This is a genomic window from Enterococcus sp. BWR-S5 (assembly GCF_016745255.1).
Classification (GTDB): domain Bacteria; phylum Bacillota; class Bacilli; order Lactobacillales; family Enterococcaceae; genus Enterococcus_L.
Genome location: NZ_JADOEQ010000004.1, coordinates 219,558 through 237,218 on the forward strand (window position 1 = coordinate 219,558; position 17,661 = coordinate 237,218).

14 protein-coding genes and 1 riboswitch are annotated in these 17,661 nt (G+C 39.4%); of the genes, 1 reads left to right on the top strand and 13 read right to left on the bottom strand.

Annotated features, from left to right (window positions below; translation table 11 throughout):
- Positions 1-97 precede the first annotated feature (97 nt).
- The 13 genes from IW510_RS07290 to IW510_RS07350 all read right to left on the bottom strand — a co-directional run bounded on the left by IW510_RS07290 (position 98) and on the right by IW510_RS07350 (position 15,411).
- The gene (locus IW510_RS07290; RefSeq protein ID WP_202058200.1) at positions 98-817 is read right to left on the bottom strand and encodes a winged helix-turn-helix domain-containing protein; all 720 of its coding nucleotides are present in this window, start codon (positions 815-817) and stop codon (positions 98-100) included.
- Positions 818-1,382: 565 nt separating this feature from the next.
- Positions 1,383-2,609, bottom strand: a complete 1,227-nt coding sequence (locus tag IW510_RS07295; protein ID WP_202058202.1) for a hypothetical protein — start codon at positions 2,607-2,609, stop codon at positions 1,383-1,385.
- Between the two features lie 16 nt (positions 2,610-2,625).
- Positions 2,626-3,792 carry a hypothetical protein gene (locus tag IW510_RS07300; protein ID WP_202058204.1) on the bottom strand — a complete coding sequence of 389 codons (1,167 nt, stop codon included), beginning with the start codon at positions 3,790-3,792 and terminating at the stop codon, positions 2,626-2,628.
- 245 nt (positions 3,793-4,037) lie between these two features.
- The gene (locus tag IW510_RS07305; RefSeq protein WP_202058206.1) at positions 4,038-5,393 is read right to left on the bottom strand and encodes a metallophosphoesterase; all 1,356 of its coding nucleotides are present in this window, start codon (positions 5,391-5,393) and stop codon (positions 4,038-4,040) included.
- Between the two features lie 135 nt (positions 5,394-5,528).
- Positions 5,529-7,268, bottom strand: coding sequence for a glucosaminidase domain-containing protein (locus tag IW510_RS07310; RefSeq protein WP_236674643.1), 1,740 nt, complete (start codon positions 7,266-7,268; stop codon positions 5,529-5,531).
- Positions 7,269-7,799: 531 nt separating this feature from the next.
- Complete coding sequence (locus IW510_RS07315; protein ID WP_202058208.1) at positions 7,800-8,630, bottom strand: MetQ/NlpA family ABC transporter substrate-binding protein; 831 nt, start codon at positions 8,628-8,630, stop codon at positions 7,800-7,802.
- A gap of 11 nt (positions 8,631-8,641) precedes the next feature.
- Positions 8,642-9,316: a methionine ABC transporter permease gene (locus IW510_RS07320; protein ID WP_202058211.1), complete on the bottom strand. Its 675-nt coding sequence runs from the start codon at positions 9,314-9,316 to the stop codon at positions 8,642-8,644.
- Positions 9,313-10,044 carry a methionine ABC transporter ATP-binding protein gene (locus tag IW510_RS07325; RefSeq protein WP_202058212.1) on the bottom strand — a complete coding sequence of 244 codons (732 nt, stop codon included), beginning with the start codon at positions 10,042-10,044 and terminating at the stop codon, positions 9,313-9,315. The genes IW510_RS07320 and IW510_RS07325 overlap by 4 nt, the downstream gene beginning before the upstream one ends.
- A 10-nt stretch (positions 10,045-10,054) precedes the next feature.
- Positions 10,055-11,071 carry a lipoate--protein ligase gene (locus IW510_RS07330; protein WP_202058213.1) on the bottom strand — a complete coding sequence of 339 codons (1,017 nt, stop codon included), beginning with the start codon at positions 11,069-11,071 and terminating at the stop codon, positions 10,055-10,057.
- 312 nt (positions 11,072-11,383) lie between these two features.
- The gene (locus tag IW510_RS07335; RefSeq protein WP_202058214.1) at positions 11,384-11,923 is read right to left on the bottom strand and encodes an HdeD family acid-resistance protein; all 540 of its coding nucleotides are present in this window, start codon (positions 11,921-11,923) and stop codon (positions 11,384-11,386) included.
- A gap of 164 nt (positions 11,924-12,087) precedes the next feature.
- Positions 12,088-12,663, bottom strand: coding sequence for a LysM peptidoglycan-binding domain-containing protein (locus IW510_RS07340; protein ID WP_202058215.1), 576 nt, complete (start codon positions 12,661-12,663; stop codon positions 12,088-12,090).
- Positions 12,664-13,346: 683 nt separating this feature from the next.
- On the bottom strand, positions 13,347-14,522 hold the full coding sequence (queG, locus tag IW510_RS07345; protein ID WP_202058216.1) for a tRNA epoxyqueuosine(34) reductase QueG: 1,176 nt from the start codon (positions 14,520-14,522) through the stop codon (positions 13,347-13,349).
- Positions 14,523-14,790: 268 nt separating this feature from the next.
- Entirely contained in the window at positions 14,791-15,411 is a 621-nt protein-coding gene (locus IW510_RS07350; protein WP_202058218.1) for a YczE/YyaS/YitT family protein, read from the bottom strand.
- A gap of 386 nt (positions 15,412-15,797) precedes the next feature.
- Positions 15,798-15,970: riboswitch (Lysine riboswitch) on the top strand.
- Positions 15,971-16,047: 77 nt separating this feature from the next.
- Between IW510_RS07350 and IW510_RS07355 the strand changes: the two genes are divergently transcribed.
- Entirely contained in the window at positions 16,048-17,658 is a 1,611-nt protein-coding gene (locus IW510_RS07355) for an ABC transporter permease subunit (protein WP_202058219.1), read from the top strand.
- Positions 17,659-17,661: the final 3 nt, after the last annotated feature.

The following is a 17,661-nucleotide window of genomic DNA, read 5'->3' on the forward strand; positions in this document are numbered from 1 at the left end:
TTAAGAAGCCAACTCCTGATACTCCTAATTAACCTCAACCTATCGTTTCCAAAAAAATGAAACCAAATTTATTTTTGCATTTCCTCCATAAGGCTGCTTATCGCTGTACCTCTTCTACATTCAACAGATAGCCCTTCGAATGAACCGTCTTGATATACCTCGAACCGTCCAAATCCCCGAGCTTCTCTCTGATACGAAAAATCGTATTACTGATTCGATAACGTTTACTGCTGTGATACTCCTGATGCCACAAATGCTCATAAATTTCTTTATAGGCAAATGTACACTTGGGTTTCACTGATAAAAATTCCAACAGCTTGAATTCCATTTTCGTCAGCTCAATTTCTGAATTCCCATCTAAGCTAACTGAAAAATTACTATGAACAAGTTTGATGTCACAATTTTCTTCTCCACTGTCAATCCCCTTAGGCTGATCCTGTAATTTACATGGATACTTTATAGAGTTATCTATCGATAGAAACAACTCAGATAAGCTGAAGGATTTGTCGAACACACCGTTCACACCTAATTGCAAGTATAGTAAACGCTCATAGGTCAGCTCACGCTCACCAAAAACCCAAATCGGCAGCAGATTAAAACGACTATTTTTTATGCTCGTTATAATTTCACATACAGCATAACTATCTTCATCGCCTATGTTCATAATTACTGCGTCAACTTGTGCCAACTCATTATTATCAAACAACTCCGCCTTACTGATTTTATGTATAGAAAAATCTTTTTTTAAAAACTTCTCTATTTTCTCAAATATGTTCCCTTCATCCGAGAAATCAATGAATCCTAGTATTATGTTCATTTACTCACCTATCTTTTCTTTTTATTCAAAAGAAACAAATTTTCTTATTAATTATATCAAAACATTTTCTCTTTTTACTCTCATTTTTTTATGAACAAAAAACATATTCTGATGATAAATATTATTTAAAACAAAAAATATTTTATATAATTTTTCTTATTTAGGTTTCAACCTCTGCCCAAAACCTTTTAAAAACCATTGATAAATATGGTTTTTAAATCCACGTTTAAATAAAGGAGACTATACCAAAAATATGGAAAATCAGATATTATAAAAATATCTAATTTAATTAAATGTGATTACAATGAGAAAAAATAAATATAATCTATATTCTAAGATATTATTTAATAACGCTATTTCTTTCCTTCTCGCGCACTCTCAGTCTGATGACATACAAAAAAAGACTGAGACAAAACTCAATGAGTTTTGTCTCAGTCTCTTAAAATCCGGATAAACGGTGGAATCAGAAGTAACTCCTCTTATTTCTCGGAGTTAAACACTTCTGTCCCGACCTCTTTACTATCTTGTTATTCGGCAGTTTGAATGCTACAACAGATTGCTGCCTTTATGATTTAAGGATAATTTGCTCCAATAAGCGATTCTCAGTTTGAATAATGTCAAAGAATGCGCTGATTCTTTCCAACTGTTCGTAATCAATTTGATACAGCTTTACATGGGGCTTAATAAAGAAGAAAAAGCCACGATGAATTCTTACCCTATTATTAATCAAATGACACTGCTCCATCATTGATTGGAGATCCATCTCAGACACGCTGTTCTTGATTCTCTCAACACGCTCTCGCTCGTAGGTCAGCTCGTTATTGGTAACAGTCATCTTCTCAGTAATTGTTACCAATTCTTTGTTGAGCTTCCAAGAATGTTCAATGAATTTTGCTTTTTTGTACAAATCATCATAATGAATAAGATCGATTTTTACCGGTTTATACCAGTCTTCCTCTTCTACCTTTATTTTTCTATTCTTCTTAAATCGTTTTAATCCACTAACAAGCAAGTTATTTTCTATAGCGAGCAGTTCTTGCTCCAATTTTTCTTTTGCTACTCGCACACGTTCCTTTGACGCCTTTTCACGCTTCAGGCTTTCTTTCAGAAAGACAACTTCATTTTCTTCTGATCGAGCAACAGAATGCTCACTAACCTCTTTTATTTCCCGAGATTTTTTAGCAGGAGCTTTCTTTTCTTTCTTGCTCGGTACGACTTTTTCAGGAACCTCAGGCGCCGGAGCTGAAGCTATACTCACATCAACAGGAAACGAAAGCTCTCCTACATCAAATTCAGGCTCCTCTTCGTCCTTCAATATTTCATGAAGATGTTTCTCTACCTGTTCACTAATCGACAGCTTAAGGTCACCTTTCATTTGTTTCAGGCTTTCTTTTAAGCTGAAAGTAATCGGTTGTTCCTCTTCGCTTCCCTCATTAAAAACAGCAGGGAGAAACTCACACGCATAAGTACTGAATTCTTCTTCTATTTCTTCTGATACTTTGACCCAGATAAACTGAGGGAATAGTTCCTTCAGTTCATCCAACAAAGCTTCTTCATCAAGCTGAACTTGAAAAAATTGAATTTCAAGGTAGTTACGATAATTCTGTGAATGCTGCAACTGCTTCAACAGGTTATCAGCCTGCGTTAAAGACAAATCACTTCCAGTCACTCGGCTATAGATGGCTTCACATTCAACTGCAAGCTCTTCCGCAGAATCATGTTCAAATATGGTCGTTCCAAAATAATCAGGAATTGCTTTTTGGTGAAAAAAAACATCAAACGCCTCATTCACTGAATCTCTCCTCCTTCTAAATATCCATCTGATCGTCTTTGACTAGTTCAATAATTTGATTGAATGCCAACTCAGATTCTTCTTTCACATTCTTGATGCGGTTATAGTAATTTGTATATTCTTTCTCGGCTCTTTCAAGACGCTTCAAGATGACAGCTTTTCTCTGAACCTCTTCATTTACCAATTGCGCACGGTGATTCGCTTGATTAATGATTTCTTTCGCCTGACGCTTCGCCTCCAGCAACACTTCGCCGATGTCTTCCTTAGAAAGCTTCGTCTCATGAGAAAGCTCTTGCTGTGCCAGACGACGTTTTGTCGCTTCAAGCTCTTGACGTACACGTGACAGCTCTTCATATGTTCCAGTATCAGTAGAAACCGGATCACTGGCCATAATCACAATTCTATCTTCGGATAACTTATCAATTTCATCTTGTTTTGAAAGTAATTCTTGTTCGTATTGACGAATCTTTTGTGAGAAGCGCTCCGCTTTTTTCCGATTTAAATCCAACTCATCCGTTTGACGCGTATGGTCTCTGGACAGCTCATCGTATTGGCGTTGCAACTGCTGCAGTTCAACAAAGCGTGCTTCATAATCTTTCGGCACTGCTTGAACTGTTGCAAGTTCATTTTCCAACGATTCATTTTCTTCTCTTAACTCAGCCGCTTCAGCCTCAACCTTAGTTGCCGCACGCTGACTCTTACGAAGCTCTGCTTTCAATTGGCGCAACTCTTCTTGAAGTAGTTCATTCTCTTCTTGAAGCTCATCCAATTCTTCGTTTTCTACACGTACAGGACGTTTCTTCTTAGGTGCAGATGCCACAACCTTCTCTTTCTTCTTGAAAGGGAAACGCTTTGGCGCTTCATCATAGTCATCGTCATCTTCGTCATCATCTTCGTCGTCGTAATCATCATCATCATAATCATCGTCGTCATCTTCGTCGTCGTCGTAATCATCATCATCATAATCATCGTCGTCGTCATCTTCGTCGTCATCATCATCATAATCATCATCGTCGTCATCTTCGTCGTCGTAATCATCATCATCATAATCATCGTCGTCATCATAATCGTCGTCATCATCATATTCATCATCATCGTACTCGTCGTCATCGTAGTACTCATCTTCGTAATCATCATAATCTTTTTTAGATTTATTTTTGCCTTTTTTTAAAAAAGAGAACATGTATTCACAGCCTTCCTAGTTTATATTAAAAAATCGCTACATATCTATTTTATCCTATCCTCCTTTTCACTTCAATCGTGCGGTTCATCATTTTTTTGTAGTTTTATATAAATTATAGAGATAAGTCGTTAATTGATCGTATCTTTCTATAATATTTTTATGATTTCTTGTTTCATCCCTTTGCATTCGCATGATTATTATCCTTTTTTGCACAGGTTAGAAAGACAAAAGTCGTTTGTTTTTTCTCATTTCAAAGACTTTTCAAAGAGAATATCATTTTCATTCTTGTCTTGAATGATTGAATCAATATAATCGGTCAGCTCAGAGGACTCCTCTGAGATAATTTGATATGCTTTTGACTCTTTGATTTCTTTCACTTCAACATCAGAAATGAAATCTTCACCGGTGAAAAATCGTAGATTCAGCTCACCAACAAGCTCTGCTGCAAGATCAAGCTGTTCTTCTTTCGTATAGCCAGCCTCAAGCAAGTAACGATACCCCAGACTGCGACTTTCTTTAATGAACAACTCTTCCAAATAGTCGCTATGGTTCAACAAATCATCCTTTGATTGATGATTTTCGCGCGCCCATTGGTCTACATCTATTTCTTGCCTTGTATACTTAAGCTTCTGATTATTCACTTGGAGTACCCCCACCGGATTCGGCGTAATAGCATAAGAAGCTGTCACTATTTCAGTAATACCGGAGTCTTTGTCCGTTAAGATATCCTGAGCATGAATATGCCCGGAAAAGCACACGGGTACCTCGTATTCCTTAAAAAGAGCAAGCATCTCTTCTGCGTTATTTAAAACAAATCCTTTATTGACCAGTTTATTGTGAGAGAATAAATTATGATGCATAAACACAAAGGTTTTCTTCCCTTTTTCCGCACCAAACTCGAGCTGCTCCTTCACCCACTTTTTAGTTGCTTCGTCTATCCTGCCAGCAGTTGTTGGGTTTCGTGTGGACGGCTCCAAGGTGTAGATATTACTATCTAAAAAAAGAAAATTATACTGCTTGTTCATCGAAACCAAATAGCTTAATGATTTTTCATCTTGGCTGACTGATTGCTCATAGCCATATTCAGAAAACATTTCTTTAAATTCCTCTGCAGATATCTGCGGTGTTTTTTCCTGTGTATCTCCGCTAAATTTTCTGGCCCAACCATCGTGAATGTCATGATTGCCCGGAATAACAAAAATTTCTATACCGGCATCTTTTACCGGAGCAAGCAGCTTCACAAATTGCTCAGCACTGACAAATTCTCCATTTAATGTAATATCTCCTGTGACAATCAACCCATCCGGTTTTTCCCTCAACAGCTGTGTAGTTAATGCCTGCAAGCTTTCTTTTTGATAGGTCAAATCTTTTCCGGCAGCGGTTGTCTTGATATATTCAAACGCTTTTCCCTCATCATAAAGCGACTCGTCAATGTAGTGCGTATCCGTTATAATCCAAAAATCCATTTCTTCTTTTTGCAGCAAGGTCTCCGCAGCTTTCAGCTCTCTCTTTGTTCCATCATTCTTAAAATGAACAACTGAAAAAATGACAATCAGCAGGAGCGCTATCCCACAAACTAATACTGCAATCCGCTTTTTCATTTATTTCTCCACCTGATATCGTCTAATCAATTTGCTTTAGACGGTTTCGTCTGCTTTCTGTATATTCGTTAGTCACAAAAAATAAACAGCGGGACAGAAGCCACTTCTGTCCCGCCCTTTTCGATTCCATTTTCTTTAAAGAGAAGTCGCATATGGCGGAGTTAAAACCAATTCCTGTCCTTCAGTCAAGAAGTATTGATCCAAATTGTTCCATTCCTTCAATGACAGAACTGAAATTCCAGTTTTCTTGGAAATTTTTGCCAAGGTATCTCCAGATTGCACTTCATATACACTTGAACTCTTCTGCTTAGATGCTGTCAAATTATAAGATGATTTCTCATTTGTTTGTTCGCCACGAAGTGAGTTAATCACTCGTTGTACACTTCGTAAAGAACGGTCAACGATTTCTTCTGTTTTTACTACTGTTGTTTCTTCAACTACTTCTGTAGTAGGAATAACCAGCTTTTGACCTACGAAAATCATACGTCGTTCAAATTGATTCCGTTCTAAAATAGCAGAAATTGGAATGTTATATAACTCACTGATAGATTTTAATGAATCGCCTTTTTTGACAACATGGTAAATGATATTGAGCTTCTCTTCAAGCGCTTTGTCATCTTCATCTTTTTTAGATAAATCGGTTTTCGCACTCTTCTGCCGAACATCTTTATCCATACTGGCGAATGTTTCACTTTTCTCTGTCAACTCATCATATTGTGTAAGATCGTATGCTTCAATCAAACTATTCAATTTGGATGCATAACTGGTATCTGTTGCATAGCGACCAGTCAAGAATTTCGTTGCATCTTTGTATTCTTCTGTCTTATTCTTCCAAGTACCGCTATAAAAGCTCTCATTTCCGCTGATACCACCAGACAACAGCTTCATATAATCAGTTAAGGACTCTTTATATGATGGATACTTTCTAAAGCTTGCACGGATACTAATCATATCTCCGCCGCCGGTATCCTCCTGTGTTAGGAAATTAACACTAGCTCCTTCATAGCTTCCTTTAATCCCAAACAAGTTATAGTTTGGTGCAGAAGCCAGAGCACTGTTCCCGGAACCACTCTCAAGGATGGCCTGCGCAATCATTACAGATGCATACAGATTATTCTTGCCTGCGATTTCACGAGCATCTTCCCCAACTTCATCAATAAATGCCTGTGTCGTCAAATTCCTAGGAATATAGTACACTGCCGTCGAAATACCATACTGGCTTGTATTGGTTGCACTTGATGTCTGATTGTATTGTGTCGTTGCCTGTGAAGGTCCAGCTGTTCCGGCCGAAGCAGTTCCACCTGTCGCGGCATTGTTTTGATTATTGTTAGAAATACTTGGTTTGTTTGGCTTGTTCGGTTTATTCGGCTTGCTAGAGCTCGTTGTTGTCGAACTGCTTGAGCTGCTGGTCGACGAGCTGCTTGAGCTTGAAGACGAAGACGTACTGGAACTGCTGCTTGATGATGACGACGTCGATGAACTATCTGAAGTCGAAGTTGACGTACTGCTGTCAGTCGTACTTTCTTCGGTTTCAGTTGATGATTCCTCCGTTGTCTCAGTGCTGCTTTCTTCGGTACTGCTCTCCTCTGTACTGCTCTCTTCAGTTGACTCCTCTACACTTGGTTCTTCTACTGTTGTTTCTGTCGTTCCAACATCAATCGCAGAAGACGAACTTGCTTCAAGGCCTGTATATTCTGTTGTTACTTCTGTCTCCAGTACAACTTCCTGATTCTTCTCGGTACTTTCAATCACTGAATCTTCTGTTTTATTCTGTGCAGAAATAATCGTACTTTCTGTGAAAGCGGAAGCCGTAGAAGCAGTCAAAAGTCCGGCACTGGCAAGACATATTCTTTTTAGACTTTTTTTCCTTTTCATGATTTTCTTCCTTTCAGCACATAAACGTTTTCTTGGTTGTCTACACACTTATCTATCTTATGTATCCACTTTTATTAAAAACCAATATCCCCCTAGGACACTCGTTACCATTATACCAGAAAAAAAAGCTGTTTTCTTCTCAAAAATTTATAAAATCAGTAAAATTTTGAAGACAAACAAAGGAAAATCGTCCTTTTTCTCATCAACTTATCATCATAAAGCAGTTATTGAAGCAAGCCTCCCTCCTTTTCAAGAAATAGACACCAATTAATCTCCTTTTTTTGAAAATCTTCTTTAGCTAATAGTTATAGTCAGTATACTCTATTTTCTCACTCATTTTTACGATTCTGCCTACCTTTTTTAGATACACAAAAACATCTCTTGAACATTGGCAACAAGGCACTGTTCAAGAGATGAACTTTTATTGAGCTATTCCAAACAGTTACGTTAGAGAGCATCGATTTTCGCCATAATCATCTGTTCTGATTACAGCTTGACCATTTTCATCGCTTGACTCCTACTTGCCACAAATCAAAACGCCGGCAGCAATGTATCACTATGATCATTCACCAAAAACTCACGGACTTTTTCACTGGTCATTGCTTTTTTCAATGCCTTTATTTTATCAGAATCCTGATTGTCTTCACGTGCCACCAAGCTGATTGCAAAACGATCATCAATCGTTTTTTCCAAGAATAACGCGTCTTTTGGTGTCAAACCAACTTTCGCGATGTATGTTGGATAATTATAGACAAGCGCAACATCTTTTTCATTATAAGCTTCCGCCAGATTCAATAAGTCTACAGAAAGCCATTCCAGGTTTTTGGAATTTTCAACAATATCTTTAATTGTTCCATCAAAGCCGACGCCCTCTTTTAGCTTGATTAATCCCTGATCCGCCAGAATAGCCAGCGCACGCCCTTCATTCGAAACATCGCTGGGAAGTGCCACCTTCGCTCCATCCGGAATTTGGTCAATTGCGGTATATTCCTTTGAATAGAACCCAACTTTTGCGTTGTAAATTTTCTGAATCATGACTAAGTTTGCTTCTTTTTCACTGTTGAATTTCTCCATAAACGGCTCATGCTGTGCAAAGTTCGCATCGACTTCTTTATTGTTTAACAACTCATTGTACTGAATATTATCATTGACCTGAACCAATTCAATTTCATAGCCTTCATCCTTGATTACTTCAGCCGCTATTTCTACAACATCTGTCATTGGCGGCATGTGGGAAGCCACCTTTATTACGTTATTCTCCTTTGTTGCTTCCTTGTCTGCCACTTGTCCCTCATTGCTGCAGCCGGCAACTATCACTGCAATCAGCCCCATAGCTAAGAATAGTCCTACATACTTTTTCATGCTAGTTCCTCCTAATGTTTTTTATCTAAATATTTTGCCAGTCGACTACCGCCAATCTGGATAAAGCTCACAGCAATAATCATGAGAACTATTGCTGTATACATCAATCCATACTCATATCTCTGATAACCGTAGCGCATAGCAAAATCACCTATACCGCCACCGCCGACAACACCCATGACGGTTGAGTAGGAAACCATGCTCACAATAACAGAGGTCAAGCTCAGGACTAATCCCGCTCTGGCCTCTACATAAAGAAACTGAAAGATCAGCTGACGATGTTCAGCACCCAGAGTATCCGCCAGCTCTGTTACTTCATCAGGAACCTCCAGCAGTACTTGCTCCACCAGCCGTGAATAAAGCGCGGCTGAAACAAAGCCTAATGGAAAAGCTGCAGCTCTCGTCCCAAATGCTGTACCCAGCACAGCCCTTGTCAAAGGAATTAACGCGATAACCAATAGTAAAAAAGGAAACGAACGGATGACATCTACCACCCGATTTAATAGAATCACCAACACCTTTGAAGAGCGGTCTGTCCGCTTTCTCATGAGATACAAAAAAGTGCCCAGCGGCAGCCCTACAAGAACAGCGGAGAAAACCGAATACATCAGCATTTCGCCACTTTCCAACAAGGACTTGAGCAATTCAGGAAGATAGTAAGCGAGCTGTGTCAAATAGGCATTCATGTCAACCGCTCCTTTACTCGCTCATAGTAAGAAGAAAATACAGTTTCTTTCTGCTGCGGAGATAAAACAACCGTCTCAAGCAAGCGACCATTTTCCAAAATTGCCGCACGGCTGCAAAGCTGCTGAATCAGCTCCAGCTCATGACTGACAAGAATGATTGTTGTTCCCAGCTCTTGGTTAATTTTCCTCAGTAGTGCCATCACTTCATAAGCATTTTGACCATCCAATGCTGAAGTCGGTTCATCACACAAGAGCAAGTCAGGAGCGTTAACCAGCGCTCTGGCGATTGCGACTCGTTGTCGCTCCCCACCGCTCAGCTGCTTGGGATAATCATTCATCTTCCCTTCCAGTCTGACAAAGCGCAACGCTTCCTTGGCCTTTTCCTGTTTTTTTTCTCCCGCCAGCTTCAGTGGAAGTGCGACATTTTCCAACACCGTTCGGTTATAAAGCAGATTGAAATGTTGAAAAATCATTCCAATGTTTCGCCGTCTTTGTCGCTGGATATCCTTTGATTCGGAAAAAATGTCCTGACCATCCATCCTAATCTGTCCATTATCAGGTTTTTCCAACCGATTCAACAGCCTCAAAAGCGTTGATTTTCCAGATCCGCTCTCCCCAATCACACCAAAAATTTCTTTGGATGGGATAACCAAATCAAGCTCCTCTAACGCATATTTTCTCGTTCCTCTATGCTCATAAACTTTACTTACTTTATCAAATACAATCATTCGTTGTTTTCTATTTATCCATCATCAGACGAATAAACTCCTCCTCGGAAATATTGGTAAAATATTCATGAAATTCGATTGCTGCGATTGCGTTCTCCAGCGACTGCTGCGTGTAATCTAAGCCAATCAACAGCGCTTCAAATTCCTCTGTATCCTTTTGATTGAAGTAATCACCATAGATTTTCAATGCCGTGATTTTTCCCTTTTCTATTGATAATCCGATTTCAACCAATCCGCCGGCAAACTTTTTTTCTCTATGGATTGTAAACTTAGGCGCCTCTCCGTAAATCCACTGAGGGTTTCCGTAAACATCTCTGACGAGCCGCTGAATCTCTTTTTGATCCGCTTCAGTCAACTCATATCTTTTTCCTTCAATTTCTTTCAAATCAGCTGCCTCAAACAGTTGCAGTAGTAATTGATTTCGAAATTCTTCGATTGTCAACGTTTGATAGGCGCTATCCAAGTATGGTTTTAGATTGGTCACATGGCTTCTGACAGATTTCGTTCCCTTTGATTCGATTTTTATCTTAGAAACATTCAACACATTGGTCATTTCTACCAAGTCAACATCGAACATCAAGGTCCCGTGCATGTACATCTTTTTCCCTTTTTTATACATCGCATTACCGGAAAACTTCTTGTCATCAATGAACAAATCGTTGCGACCATTCATTTTTGCTTCGGTGGCACCCATTCGATGAAGCGCCGTAAGTATTGGCTGAGTCAATGTCTTAAAATCACCAAAGCTCTTATTTGCAGCCTCCATCACAAAGCTGAAGCTGACATTTCCTAAATCATCATAGACTGCTCCACCGCCAGACTGTCGTCGCGTAATCGTGATATGCTTTTGCTGCGCATAAGTCATATCGATTTCAGCTAAGGCATTCTGATTGCGGCCAATGATTACACAGGGCTTTTGAATATAAAAAAGGACGAGCGGCTCGTCGAAGTCTAACTGATTCAGCAGATATTGTTCCGCTGCCAAATTTTCTCTTATATCTCTGGATTCAAGCAACACGTAATACATCCTGATTCCCTCATTTCTATCGGCTTCCATAGCGTCTCACAAAACAACGGCTTTATTATATCATCGAGAAAATTAAATCACATCTTTTATGCTCAAAAACCATTATTAATCATGGCTTAGACAACCTTTTATATAACAGATTAAGAAACTAGTACAATTGTTTTTCAGGCTTACCTAAGAAGAGAAGTTGAGTCCGTTGATTCTTTATAAAGGATGCAGCAAAAGTGTTCAGCTTCTAGAACCAGTTATCAGCCAAAACAAAAAAGCGCTGCAGAAACCTCATAAAAGTTTCCGCAGCGCTTTGATAGCGAATCAATCATCAATTTTTTTCAGTTGAATAAATGTCAGGAATTCTGAGATTCCCATAAAAATTAGTATTCCGCCAAACAGTTGGAATAATAGCAGTACACTTCTAAATGGATTGAAGACTAACAAAAGCCCACCAACCACTAGGATGATTCCATAAACCAGAAAAAGTGTCCAGTTCACATTCACATATTGTTTTAGATTAAATGCCTGTACAATACGTGAGGTACCAAAAACTGCAATCAACACTCCTAAGAATATTGGTAGAATACTAACAATTCCCTTCGCAAAAATCAACACGATTACAGCTACAAGTAATAGAAAAACACCCATGACAAAGCTGCTGTTGTAGCCGCCTGAAGAACGTTTTTCCTTAACTCCATCCATCAAATTCAGTATACCCATAAATGCCAAATAACCGGAAACCGCATAAACCGCAACTTTAAATACTACAGACGGATTGATTACTACCGCTAAGCCCAATAATATATAAACAAGTCCTCTAAGCAATGCATATTTTTTTATTTGATGAATTAATGTATCCATGTGAATCCCCTCCTTGTTCTTTTCCTTATTGTATAAATTTTTCGTCATAAACACTACTAATTTGAATCGCTATTTGCCTTCTTTTCTTTCTACAGCGCTAAAATACAAAAAAAGAACAACTATCAGTTGTTCCTGACAGTTGTTCTATGTTTAGTTGACTCTGATTAATACCAACCGTTGGCTAACCAGAATGCTTGTGCTGCTTCCCATGAACCGTAGCGCTGTGCTACATATTGGTCTGCTACACGCTCTTGGTTCGCTTCTGAATAGTCACCATTTAGGTATGAAGCATCTAATTGGTATCTTCCGATGTATCTACCGTTTGTTGCTGAATAAGAACCGCTTGATTCTTTTTGAGCAATCCATTCTTTTGCAGATGAAGATGTTCCAGTATATGTTGATTCAGCTGCTGCAGTTGTTGTTGCAGGTGCAGCTGTTTCTGTTGTTGTTTGTACTTCTGTTTGAGCGACTGGTGCAGCCGTTTCAACGACTGTGCCATCGTTTGTTTTAACAACGAGTTGTTGTCCGGCAAAAATCATGTTGACATTCGAAATATTGTTGTCAGCAGCAATTGCCTCAATCAGTGAGTTGTCTCCACTGAATTGTTGTGAGATTTTAGAAAGTGAATCTCCTGATTGTACTGTATATAAAGTGTCTGCATGTGCGTCCGCTGTTCCGGCAAAGATTCCAAAGCCTGCTGCTAAAATTGTTCCTACAAGAATTGTTTTAATAGATCGCATTTATTTAATTCCTCCATAAAAATGTTTTGTCATCTCTCATATGAGACTTTCCATACTTTATCATCCCTCCGTATTTCATAGGTGAAAATATCGTGACAATTCATTACAAGGATTTATTTTTCGTAACACTTTGTAAAAAAAACGCCTGAAAAACCCTTTATTAATGAGTTTTCATTGTCGTTTTCCATTTTCAAAAAACTTACATTTTTTATAAAAAACTGCCGAAATTATAGTTTGCTTATTTTTTTTTAATCTTTTTCTTGTAAAAATTGTTTCTTTTTTTCAATTAAAGACCCTTTTATAGCATAATTGTAATGTAAAAAGTCAAGCTTTATGCTGTTTACAGCTCATTTCCAGTAATATTCATCGAAAATAATACTAGTTTTTTCACGAGTTTCTACTATGAATATAGAAATAGGAAACGGACAAAAAATTTTATGTATACAATAGAAGATTATGCCAAATTCTCTCCATGCGACGAGTAACCACAGAAGCAGAAATGTTTTGCTATAGAACTAAGCAGGTATTTTTCATCATCCGAAATACCATTTATCCGATTTTAGAGTAAAGAAAAAAGCGGGAGCCATGAAGTACCCCTTAAGTTAGATCAAAAAATCTAACCTAGTGAGCGTACTTCACCAACTATATTGCCCCACTCTCTTGCTAATTCTCTATCACTTTGTCTAACTCAGTAACGATTCAGATTTATGACCACCTTGCTCCAATTGAGCAATTGCTCCTAGAATCTCTGACAGGACCTCTTCATCCTTTTCTTCTTTCTGCAGTTGTCGGAGAATCACCATCCATCTCTCCGGCTCCCGATTGCCTAGTTTGCCAATCGCCCAAACAGCTGTTCCTCGAATGACTGGTCGTACATCCTCTGTACAGGCCAAAATATCGGGCAGCGCTTCTCTGCCTCCCAGGTTTGCCAAAGCAATCAGTGCGTTTCTCTGTAACGGCTTCTTCCCTCGCCACGATCCGGCAAGGTGACCGAACTGTTCTTTAAATGCTTTATTTGATAAGGTAAGCATCGGTCTCAGCTTTGGATAAACTTCCTCTATATTCGGCTCCATCTCTTCATGAAAATGAAAATCTTTTCCTCTATTATAAGGACAAACCAACTGGCAAATATCACAGCCATAGATAACACTCCCCATTTTTCTGCGATATTCTTTTGGCATCATCCCTTTTGTCTGGGTTTGATACGATAGGCAACGTTTGGCATTCATCCTGCCATCTCCTAAAAGAGCCTCGGTTGGACACGCAGTGACACAGCGGGTGCATTCTCCACAACCAAAGGGAACAGGCTCATCTGACTCCAAGGAAATATTCGTGACAATTTCTCCCAAATAAACAAAGGAACCAAACTCTTCAGTTATCAACAGACCATTTCTGCCAATGAAGCCTAAGCCAGCTCGTTGAGCGGCAGCGACATCAATCAGTTCCCCTGTGTCCACCTGAGGTTTAAACCGCCAGCTCTGTTCCTCTTCCAACGTTTCTGCCTGATTCCTTATGAATGTAATTAATCGCTCCAACCGATCCCGCAAAATATCATGATAATCGATTCCCCATGAAGCACGAGCAAACTGCCCTCTTTTTTCATCTCGCGGAACCTTTTCTCTTGCCTTCGTCGGATAGGCCAATGCGATTGCAATAATCGTCTGCGGGTGCTCAAAGGTTCGTTCCGGATAAATCCGTTCTTCAATGACAGGATGCTCAAACCCTGATGTATAGCCTCGATTTTTCTGTTCCTCTAAAGAGTCCTTCAAATGGTCAAAGGGTTCAGCAGAAGCAAAACCAATTTTATCAATACCCAGCCGTCTACTCTCAGCAATAATTCTTTCTTTCAGCGTTGCCATTGTTCTCCCTCCCTTTAATCGTTTCTATTATACCCGTCCCGGCTTTCCTTTGAAAGCAAGAAAAGCGGAACAGACTGGGCAACTTCCAAGCAATATAGGAACTTGACGAACTGGCGCTCTTATTGCCAGTGTAGACAAGTTATCTTATTGCCGAAGAAGTTAGTCTGTGAAGCTGGACAAGAAGAAAAGCGGAATGAGCTCGTCCAGCTTCCGAAAATAAGAAACGCCCTGAAATTCAGGGCGTTTCTTGAACAACATCTCACAAAAATCATTTTGATTCTTTCACTTTTTCAACATTGTTTAATCGCATACTTCTTTTCAACATCCATTCCACAACAGGGCCGGTCAATAACAGACAGACGAAGGTTGCAATATGAAAATCCTTACTACCTAATAATAGGCCTAAAACAACAAAGGAAGAATCAATCGCGATTCGAACCGTTCGTAGACTGAATTTAGTTCTGGATTCTAAAATGAAGGATAAGCATTCGATTGCTGCTGACCCCATCTGAGCGGATACATAGAATCCAATGCCAATGCCATACAAAACTGCCCCAAGCAGTCCCCAGAGTAACGGCATGGACATCGTCCAATCACCGAAAACAGCGAAAAAGAGATTCAGAATCAATCCGAGACCAAATCCGTTGATAATCGTTCCAATGCCCATCAACTCTCTTTGAATAAAAAAGGCAAGTACAATTACTAAAAGATTGAACAACATACTAAGATACCCAAATTCTATAGAAACATGCTGTTGGATCCCTGTCAAAAACACACTCAAGGTATCCGTTCCATAGCCGCTTTTCAGCAGCAGAAAAATAGCAAACGCTGTCAATGTTGTTCCAAAAAATACTGAAAAAATACGATATACTGGATTTAATTTTGTCATTTCTACTCACATTTTCCTTTAATTATTTACAGTTTTCCCAAACGACCAAACTTTCCCTATTTACACATTATCAGAAAAGATGTTGCAACGAAGTCTTCTACACTTTAAGAACGAAAAGTCACTTCTTTACCTATAATACAGGAAAAGGAAGGAAGAATCATGAAGAAACTCACATTTTTCTTTTGTCTAAAAACTCCTTTAAGAAAAGCAAAACCCCTCACTTTTATGTGAACTTTCTCATCTTGTTCCATCTATTCTAAATAATTACTCAGTCCCTACTAATTTAAAAGAGTGAAAGTTTAGGGGCTGCTCTGATAAACGGTTGACATTTTATTCTATATACCGTAGACTAATTACTACTTGAAAGACAACTGAATAGTACCTCAATATGAGGTAGAGGTCGCGATTTTTATTAATCTTGTGGAGTGAGAGGACACGTCGAAGCAAGCCTAGGAACAATCGCCGAAATGTACAACAGCCTTTCTGTTGTATGTTGGGACATCATGCGAATAGCTGATGGACTGTCTTAGCAGTAATGCTAAGTTGCGCTATGTTTTTGTTGAGGAATCCATTGATTTCAACAACCAGCAGGCGCATGGTTGTTTTTTTGTTTTTATCAGAGAAAGGGAGAGTTATATGAATAGACGATTTTTATCTTTCAGCTTATTCGTGACACTACTTGTAGGGTTATTCTGCACACCTTTAACAAGTCAGGCTGAAGGCAATACAAATGGGGAATTCCGTGTTGGGATGGAGGCAGGTTATGCTCCGTTCAACTGGACACAGACAACTGATGCAAATGGTGCGGTTCCAATTCCCGGCGATCATTCTTATGCCGGCGGATATGATGTCCAAATAGCGAAAAAAGTAGCAGAAGGATTAAATAAAAATCTGGTTATTGTAAAAACAAAATGGGATGGACTTGCTCCGGCACTCCAATCCGGAAAAATAGATGCAGTAATCGCCGGGATGTCACCAACACCGGAACGAAAAAAGGAAATTGACTTTTCCGATGCCTATTACGAATCAAACTTAGTTATCGTTACACGAAAAGACAGCAAGTATGCAAGCGCCACAAGCATCGATGATTTCAAAGGAGCAAAAATCACCGGTCAGCTGAATACTTTCCATTATAGTGTGATTGACCAAATTCCAGATGTCCAAAAGCAACAAGCGCAGGCAGATTTCGGTGCGATGCGTACAGCCCTGGCTTCCGGAGTTATTGACGGTTATGTCAGTGAACGTCCCGAAGGTGTCACTGCCGAAACTGTTAATCCAGACATCAAAATGGTTGAGTTCAGTAAAGAGAACGGTTTTCAAACTGATCCGGCTGATACAACAATCGCAGTTGGTGTTCGTAAAGGTGACCCGAATCTTGAAAAAATCAACGAAATTTTAGCGGGCATTTCTTCAGAAGAACGGACAAAAATTATGGATCAAGCCATCGTTGACCAGCCGGCTGCTGAAAACTCCGGAGACGAAGCAGAAGCAAAAACAGGTGTACTGAATGATTTCAAAAACATACTGGATCAATACGGCATTCTTTTCCTTCGTGGGACAGGAACAACTCTGCTGCTTGCATTGGTTGGAACCATCGTCGGAACATTGATTGGTTTATTGATTGGTGTGATTCGTACGATTCCAGAATCAGAAAGCAAAGGAAAGCGTGCTTTCCAAAAAGTGGTCAACTGGTTATTATCTGCGTATATCGAAATTTTCCGAAGCACACCGATGATGGTACAAGCAATGGTTATCTACTACGGGATTGCATTGGCTTTCAGTATTGACCTCAATCGTATGGCTGCTGCCTTCTTCATTGTATCGATTAACACAGGTGCCTATATGTCTGAAATCGTCCGCGGGGGTATTTTCTCAGTCGATAAAGGACAATTTGAAGCGGCTCAGGCCATCGGTATGACCCATAGCCAAACAATGATGAAAGTTGTTTTGCCGCAGGTTATCAGAAACATCATGCCGGCTACCGGAAATGAATTTGTTATCAATATCAAGGATACCTCTGTACTGAGTGTTATCTCTGTTTCAGACTTGTTCTTCCAAGGAAACTCAGCCGCCGGAGCAAACTATCAGTTCTTCCAAACCTTCTCAATTATTTGTGTGATTTACTTTGTATTAACCTTTACAATTACACGGATTCTGCGTTGGGTGGAAAAGCGGATGGATGGTCCTTCTGCCTATATTCCAGTTGAAGAAACTACTCAGGCTGTCGCTACAGGCGAAGATAAATAAGGA